The organism is Kitasatospora sp. NPDC028961 (assembly GCF_055564815.1).
The window spans coordinates 1-1,433 of the sequence record NZ_JBVHVO010000058.1 but is presented as its reverse complement, the minus strand read 5'-3'; the positions used below and the strand labels follow the sequence as shown (position 1 = coordinate 1,433).

Genomic DNA, 1,433 nt, shown 5'->3' with positions numbered 1-1,433 from the left:
CAGGTCGTGAGCTGGGTGCGCTCGGTCTCGGGCAGGTGGGAGAGGGTCGCGTCGCCGTTGGGGTCGGCGGCCATCGCCTCCAGCACCAGCCGGTACATGGCGCCCAGGCGCTGCAGGTTCGCCAAGCTGATCACATGGGTCGCACCCGCGAGGTCGAGCTTGCCGCCGACCGTGATGACGCTGAAGCCGAACTCGGTCGTGCCGTCGACCATCGTGCCCTCGACGTCGACCGAGGACTTGTCGACGAGGTGGAAGTCGAGGTACTCGAAGAGGGCGTTCAGCAGCTCCCGGTTGCCGCCGGCGGCGCGCTGGATGGCGGGCAGCGGGTAGCGGCGGTGGGACCAGATGGCGGTCTCGGTCGCATGGGTCCGCTCGACCAGCTCGCGCCAGCTTGCGGCACCGCGCGTGGCCGGGAACGGCAGGGTGTTGAGGTGCATGCCGAGCACCCGGTCGGCGCCCGGTGCTTCCAGGCGGCCGTGGTAGACCACGCCGGTGTGGAAGGCGTCCTCGGCGGTGAAGCTGCCGAGCACCTTGAGGTGCGCGGCGAGCAGCACGTTCTTGAGCGAGGACTTCGCCTCGGTCGCGAGCCTGCGCAGGCCGTCCTCCAGGTCCGCGAACGGGATGTGGACGTGGTTGCGGTCCGCGACGCCGTTCAGGTCGGACTCGGCGAAGCCGTCCGGCAGGACCAGCGGGCTGTGGGTGTCGACGACCTGCTGCCAGAACTCCTGGGTCTGCGGGTCGGAGAGCGCGGTCTGCTCGGCGGCGATGAAGTCCGCGTAGCGGACCGACGGCACCTCGTAGGCCGCCGGCTCAAGGCCGTCCCGCAGGCTGCGGTAGCAGGCGAGCAGCTCCATCAGGAGGGTGTGGTAGCTCCACCCCTCGGTGATGGCGTGAATGTGACTAAACGTCAGGCGCCAGGCCTGGTCGGACTCGACGTGCACCGAGATGCGCAGCAGCGGGGCGGCGGTCAGCTCGAAGCCGTTCCGGTGCTCCTGCTCGACGTAGGCGAGCGTGAGGGCCGTCACCTCGGCCTCGGTCAGGCTGCGGACGTCGTGGATGGCGACCGGGATCTCGACGTCGGCGTGGACGAGCTGAAGCGGCCGGCTGAAGCCCTCCAGGTGCATGGAGGTGCGCAGGATGTCGTGCCGGGCCACCACGATGTCGGCGGCGCGGCGGAACGCTGCGGCGTCGAAGGCCTTCGGGTCGGGCAGGCGGAAGGAGTTGATGTTCTGGTAGACGTCCCGGGACTCGGCCGCGAGCATCTCGACGAGCATGCCGGTCTGGATCTGGGAGAGCGGGTAGGCGTCGACGATGTCGGCCGGGAGGGCCTTGCGGTCGTCGTCCGAGATCTGGGCGAAGGGCTGGACGGCGGTGATCAGGGACTCGCCGGTGCCGTTGCCGGGGAGAGCAGTGGCCATGGCGGTGATGGTGCG

Annotated in this window: 1 protein-coding gene; it reads right to left on the bottom strand. The window is 70.0% G+C overall.

From position 1 onward, the window contains the following. On the bottom strand, nt 1-1,418 hold a 1,418-nt coding region (locus ACZ4UX_RS36950), incomplete at its 3' end, for a condensation domain-containing protein (RefSeq protein ID WP_465709859.1). Nucleotides 1,419-1,433: the final 15 nt, after the last annotated feature.